Below are 6,233 nucleotides of genomic sequence, written 5' to 3'. Positions count from 1 at the left end.
ACCTGGAGGTGCGCAGCGGCGAGATCCTCGGTATCGCCGGGGCCGCCGGCAACGGCCAGGACGAGTTGCTTGCCCTGCTCAGCGGCGAAGTGCGCCTGCCGCGCGCCCAGGCCGAGCGCATCCGCCTCGGCGGCTGCGCCGGCGCGCACCTGGCGCCGGATGCGCGGCGCCGCGCCGGCCAGGCCTTCGTGCCCGCCGAGCGGCTGGGGCACGGCGCGGTGCCGGAGATGAGCCTGGCGGACAATGCGCTGCTCACCGCCTTCCAGCAGGGCCTGGTGAGGCGCGGGTTGGTCCGGCGGCGCAAGGTGCTGGCGCTGGCCGAGGAGATCATCCGCCGTTTCGCCGTGAAGGCCCCGGGTGCCGGGGCGCCGGCACGCAGCCTTTCCGGCGGCAACCTGCAGAAGTTCATCCTCGGCCGCGAGATCCTCCAGGCCCCGCGCCTGCTGGTGGCGGCGCATCCCACCTGGGGCGTGGACGTCGGCGCGGCGGCGCTGATCCACCGCGCGCTGATCGCCTTGCGCGATGCCGGTACGGCGATCCTGGTGGTCTCCGAGGACCTCGACGAGCTGTTCCTGCTCAGCGACCGCATCGCCGCGCTGTGTTCGGGTCGGCTGTGCCCGGCGATCGCCACCGCGAGCGCTTCGCCGCAGCAGGTCGGCGGCTGGATGGCCGGTCAATTCGAGGCGCCGGCGGCAGTCGCCGGCGCCGTTGCCCAAGGGAGCCTGTGATGCTGTTGTCCCTGGAACCGCGCGGCCGGCAGTCGCGCTGGATGCTGCTGGCCTCTCCGCTGCTGGCGGGGTTGCTGACCCTGGTCTGCGGCGCGCTGCTGTTCGCCTGTCTCGGCCACGATCCCTGGCAGACCCTGCATACCGTGCTGGTACAGCCGCTCAGCGACCTCTATGGGCTCGGCGAGCTGCTGGTCAAGGCCATGCCGATCCTGCTCTGTGCCCTCGGCCTGGCACTGGCCTACCAGGCGCGCGTGTGGAACATCGGCGCGGAGGGCCAGTTGCTGGTCGGCGCCCTGGCCGGCAGCGCGGTGGCGATCCAGTTGCTCGACTGGCAGAGCCGCTGGGCGCTGGCCTGGGTGCTGCTCGCCGGCACCGCTGCCGGGGCGCTCTGGGCCGGGTTCGCCGCCTGGCTGCGAACGCGCTTCAACGCCAACGAGATCCTGACCACCATCATGCTCAACTACATCGCGCTGAACCTGCTGCTGTACGGCGTGCACGGGCCGTTGAAGGACCCGGATGGCTTCAACTTCCCGCAGTCGGCGCTGTTCGGCGAGGCCAGCCGCCTGCCGGCGCTGTTCGAGGACAGCCGGGTGCACCTCGGCGCATTGTTCGGCCTGCTGGCGCTGGCGGCGGTCTGGGTGCTGGCGCAGCGCAGCTTCCTCGGTTTCCAGGTCCGCGTGCTCGGCCTCGACCGCCGCGCCGCCGGTTTCGTCGGTTTCCGCGAGAAGCGCCTGGTCTGGTTCGTGCTGCTGTTCTCCGGCGCGCTGGCAGGTCTGGCCGGCGTCTGCGAGGTCGCCGGGCCGATCGGCCAACTGGTGCCGCAGGTCTCGCCGGGCTACGGCTATGCGGCGATCACCGTGGCCTTCCTCGGCCGTCTCAATCCCTTCGGCATCCTCTGCGCCAGCCTGCTGATGGCGTTGCTCTACCTCGGCGGCGAGGCCGCGCAGATGAGCCTCAACCTGCCGTTGGCGCTGACCGGGCTGTTCCAGGGGATGATGCTGTTCTTCCTCCTCGCCTGCGACGTGCTGATCCTCTACCGCCCACGTTTGCACGGACGCTGGCGCAAGCGCCCGGCGCTGCGCGACGCCCTGGCCTGAGCCGAACCGCCGAGGAACCACGATGGATATCGATCTGCTCGACAACCTGCTGTTCGCCATGGTCCGCACCGGTACTCCGCTGCTGCTGGTGGCGCTGGGCGAACTGGTCTGCGAGAGAAGCGGGGTGCTCAACCTGGGCCAGGAGGGGATGATGCTGTTCGGCGCGGTGATCGGCTTCATGGTCGCCTTCTCCAGCGGCAGCCTGTGGCTCGGCGTGCTCCTCGCGGTGCTCGCCGGCATGCTGCTGGCGGCGCTGTTCGCCGGGGTCGCCCTGTACCTGAACGCCAACCAGGTGGCCTGCGGCCTGGCGCTGACCATCTTCGGCGTCGGCCTGTCGTCGTTCGTCGGCGCCGCCTGGGTCGGCAAGCCGCTGCAAGGGTTCGCCCCGCTGGCGCTGCCGGTGCTGGGCGAGTTGCCGCTGCTCGGGCGCATGCTGTTCGCCCAGGACGCGCTGGTCTACCTGAGCCTGGCGCTGTTCGCCGCGGTCGCCTGGATGCTCCTGCGCAGCCGCGCCGGGCTGGTTCTCCAGGCGGTCGGCGAGAACCCCGACGCGGCCAGCGCGATGGGCCTTCCGGTGCTGCGCGTGCGCACCCTGGCGGTGCTCTTCGGTGGCGCCATGGCCGGCCTGGCCGGTGCCTACCTGTCGCTGGCCTACACGCCGATGTGGGCGGAGAACATGACCGCCGGACGTGGCTGGATCGCCCTGGCGCTGGTGGTCTTCGCCAGTTGGCGGGTGTTCCGCGTGCTGCTCGGTGCCTGGTTGTTCGGCCTGGCCAGCATCCTGCACCTGGTGGCCCAGGGGATCGGGCTGTCGATTCCGGCCAACCTGCTGGCGATGCTGCCCTATGCGGCGACCATCCTGGTGCTGGTCCTGCTCTCCCGCGATGCCCTGCGCACCCGGCTGTATGCCCCGGTTTCCCTGGGCCAGCCGTGGAAGGCCGGGCACTGACGAGGGCAGGTTCTTCGATTAGTTGTTTTAACTATTTATATATTCTTCGATAGATTTAGATAATTTCACTGATGGCCTAAATCAATGGGGCATTTTTGCCGAACCCCGTTAAGATTCTCCCAGTCGATTTGAAACACCCCATTCAACTGAGAGAGGAACGACTGATGTCCCTGATCAACACTCAAGTCCAACCGTTCAAGGTCAACGCTTTCCACAACGGCAAGTTCATCGAGGTGACCGAGGAATCCCTGAAGGGCAAGTGGTCGGTCCTGATCTTCATGCCGGCTGCCTTCACCTTCAACTGCCCGACCGAGATCGAAGACGCCGCCAACAACTACGGCGAGTTCCAGAAAGCCGGTGCCGAGGTCTACATCGTGACCACCGACACCCACTTCTCGCACAAGGTCTGGCACGAAACCTCCCCGGCCGTCGGCAAGGCCCAGTTCCCGCTGATCGGCGACCCGACCCACCAGCTGACCAACGCCTTCGGCGTGCACATCCCGGAAGAAGGCCTGGCCCTGCGCGGTACCTTCGTGATCAACCCGGAAGGCGTGATCAAGACCGTCGAGATCCACTCCAACGAGATCGCTCGTGACGTCGGCGAGACCGTACGCAAGCTGAAGGCCGCCCAGTACACCGCCGCTCACCCGGGCGAAGTCTGCCCGGCCAAGTGGAAGGAAGGCGAGAAGACCCTCGCTCCGTCCCTGGACCTGGTCGGCAAGATCTAAGACCGCGCCGGCGGCATTCGCCGCCAGCCTCTCCGGCGGACGATCCCTCGCGGATCGTCCACCCTTCACCCAGCCAACGCGCCGTGCAGGGCGGATGTCCCATCCGCCGGGGATACGTTTGCCCGAATTTCGAGGAGCTGAACCATGTTGGACGCCAATCTTAAAACCCAGTTGAAGGCCTACCTGGAAAAGGTCAGCCAGCCGTTCGAGATCGTCGCGTCCCTCGATGACAGCGACAAATCCCGCGAGCTGCTGGGCCTGCTGCAAGACATCGTCGGCCTGACCGACAAGATCACCCTGAAGACCGACGGCAGCGATGCGCGCAAACCGTCGTTCTCGCTGAACCGCCCCGGTGCGGACATCGGCCTGCGCTTCGCCGGTATCCCCATGGGCCACGAATTCACCTCGCTGGTGCTGGCCCTGCTGCAGGTAGGCGGCCACCCCTCCAAGCTCGACGCGGACGTGATCGAGCAGGTCAAGGGCATCGAGGGCACCTACGAGTTCGAAACCTACTTCTCGCTGTCCTGCCAGAACTGCCCGGACGTGGTCCAGGCGCTGAACCTGATGGCCGTGCTCAACCCGAACATCCGTCACGTCGCCATCGACGGCGCGCTGTTCCAGGATGAGGTCGAGGCGCGCCAGATCATGTCGGTGCCGAGCATCTACCTCAACGGCGAAGTCTTCGGCCAGGGCCGCATGGGCGTGGAAGAGATCCTCGCCAAGATCGACACCGGCGCCGCCGCCCGCGACGCCGAGAAGCTGACCGCCCGCGACGCCTTCGACGTACTGGTGGTCGGCGGTGGTCCGGCCGGCGCCGCGGCGGCGATCTACGCCGCGCGCAAGGGCATTCGCACCGGCGTCGCCGCCGAGCGCTTCGGCGGCCAGGTGCTGGACACCATGGCCATCGAGAACTTCATCTCGGTGCAGGAGACCGAAGGGCCGAAGCTGGCGCGGGCGCTTGAAGAGCATGTGCGTCACTACGAGGTCGACATCATGAACCTGCAGCGCGCCAGCAAGCTGGTTCCGGCGAAGAACGCCGGCGAGCTGCACGAAGTGCGGTTCGAGAGCGGCGGCAGCCTCAAGGCCAAGACCCTGATCCTCGCCACCGGCGCTCGCTGGCGCGAAATGGGCGTGCCCGGCGAGCAGGAGTACAAGGCCAAGGGTGTGTGCTTCTGCCCGCACTGCGACGGCCCGCTGTTCAAGGGCAAGCGCGTGGCGGTGATCGGCGGCGGCAACTCTGGCGTCGAGGCGGCCATCGACCTGGCCGGCATCGTCGCCCACGTGACCCTGCTGGAATTCGACAGCAAGTTGCGCGCCGACGCCGTGCTGCAACGCAAGCTCTACAGCCTGCCGAACGTCGAGGTGATCACCAGTGCCCTGACCAGCGAAGTGAAGGGCGACGGCCAGAAGGTCACCGGCCTGGTGTACAAGGACCGCAACTCCGAGGAGTTCAAGTCGATCGAGCTGGAAGGCATCTTCGTGCAGATCGGCCTGCTGCCCAACACCGAGTGGCTCAAGGGCTGCGTCGAGCTGTCGCCGCGTGGCGAGATCATCGTCGACGCCCGTGGCGAGACCTCGCTGCCCGGCATCTTCGCCGCCGGCGACGTGACCACGGTGCCGTACAAGCAGATCGTGATCGCCGTGGGCGAGGGCGCCAAGGCTTCGCTGAGCGCCTTCGACCACCTGATCCGGACCTCCGCGCCGGAGTGACCCGGCCAGCGACCGTCGAACCAGGGACGCCCGGAGCGCGAAAGCGCCCCGGGCGTTTTCGTTGGCGCGACCGCCCGCCTCAGGCCGGGATATCCAGGTTCGCGTGGCCCGGCGCGGCGGCCGCCTCGGCGTAGACCTTCTCGTCTTCCTCGATCACCCGCGAGGCCGGCCCCACCAGCAACGGGTCGGGCTCATGGGCGATGCGCCGGTCCTTGTCCGGGTAGTCCAGCGCGTGCAGGAAGTGGCGGATGCAGTTGAGTCGCGCGCGCTTCTTGTCGTCGGACTTGATGACCGTCCACGGCGCGTCGGCGGTGTCGGTATGGAAGAACATCGCCTGCTTGGCGGCGGTGTAGTCGTCCCACTTGTCCAGAGACTTGATGTCGATGGGCGACAGCTTCCAGTGCTTGAGCGGATCGTCGCGGCGCGAGATGAAGCGCCGCAGTTGCTCCTCGCGGCTCACCGAGAACCAGTACTTGAACAGCAGGATGCCGCTGTTGCTCAGCATGCGCTCCAGCTCGGGGGCCTGGCGCATGAACTCCAGGTATTGCAGTGGCGAACAGAAGCCCATGACCCGCTCGACGCCGGCGCGGTTGTACCAGGAGCGGTCGAAGAAGACCATCTCGCCGGCGGTGGGCAGGTGCTGGATGTAGCGCTGGAAATACCACTGGCCCTGCTCCTGGGAGGAGGGTTTCTCCAGGGCTACGATCCGCGCGCCGCGCGGGTTCAGGTGCTCCATGAAGCGCTTGATGGTACCGCCCTTGCCGGCGGCGTCGCGGCCTTCGAACAGGACCACCACGCGCTGGCCGGTCTCCTTCACCCAGCTCTGCACCTTGAGCAGTTCGATCTGCAGGTCGTGCTTGGCTTTCTCGTACTCGTTGCGGCGCATCCGCGTGTGATAGGGATAGTTCGCCGGCAGGCTCGCCGAGGTGCTGTCCTCGCTGCTGCCGTGGGGCGCGCTGGCGACCTGCAGGGCCACGGGCTTCTGGCTGATCGCCTGGATCTCCTCGCGGGCCTTCTGCGC

Annotated in this window: 6 protein-coding genes; 5 read left to right on the top strand and 1 reads right to left on the bottom strand. The window is 67.6% G+C overall.

Annotated features, from left to right (window positions below):
- The 5 genes from FFS27_RS26685 to ahpF all read left to right on the top strand — a co-directional run.
- Positions 1–728, top strand: a 728-nt coding sequence (locus tag FFS27_RS26685) for an ATP-binding cassette domain-containing protein (RefSeq protein WP_137952318.1), incomplete at its 5' end; no start/stop codon positions are given.
- Positions 728–1,825 (top strand): ABC transporter permease, encoded by a 1,098-nt coding sequence (locus tag FFS27_RS26680; RefSeq protein ID WP_003107144.1) that lies wholly within the window; start codon positions 728–730, stop codon positions 1,823–1,825. The genes FFS27_RS26685 and FFS27_RS26680, both read left to right, overlap by 1 nt.
- A gap of 22 nt (positions 1,826–1,847) precedes the next feature.
- Positions 1,848–2,774 (top strand): ABC transporter permease, encoded by a 927-nt coding sequence (locus FFS27_RS26675; protein WP_003083821.1) that lies wholly within the window; start codon positions 1,848–1,850, stop codon positions 2,772–2,774.
- A 164-nt stretch (positions 2,775–2,938) separates the two neighbouring features.
- Positions 2,939–3,502: an alkyl hydroperoxide reductase subunit C gene (ahpC, locus tag FFS27_RS26665; protein WP_003083828.1), complete on the top strand. Its 564-nt coding sequence runs from the start codon at positions 2,939–2,941 to the stop codon at positions 3,500–3,502.
- Between the two features lie 144 nt (positions 3,503–3,646).
- A complete protein-coding gene (ahpF, locus tag FFS27_RS26660; protein ID WP_023100086.1) occupies positions 3,647–5,212 on the top strand; it encodes an alkyl hydroperoxide reductase subunit F in 1,566 nt (521 codons plus the stop codon).
- Between the two features lie 79 nt (positions 5,213–5,291).
- Here ahpF and ppk2 read toward each other — a convergent pair whose 3' ends face one another.
- Positions 5,292–6,188, bottom strand: a complete 897-nt coding sequence (gene ppk2 / locus FFS27_RS26655; protein WP_003137024.1) for a polyphosphate kinase 2 — start codon at positions 6,186–6,188, stop codon at positions 5,292–5,294.
- Between the last annotated feature and the right edge of the window lie 45 nt (positions 6,189–6,233).

The organism is Pseudomonas sp. 2VD, assembly GCF_005503585.1.
GTDB lineage: Bacteria > Pseudomonadota > Gammaproteobacteria > Pseudomonadales > Pseudomonadaceae > Pseudomonas > Pseudomonas aeruginosa.
Note: the sequence above shows the minus strand (reverse complement) of the source record. Positions and strands in the feature narration are given on the sequence as shown.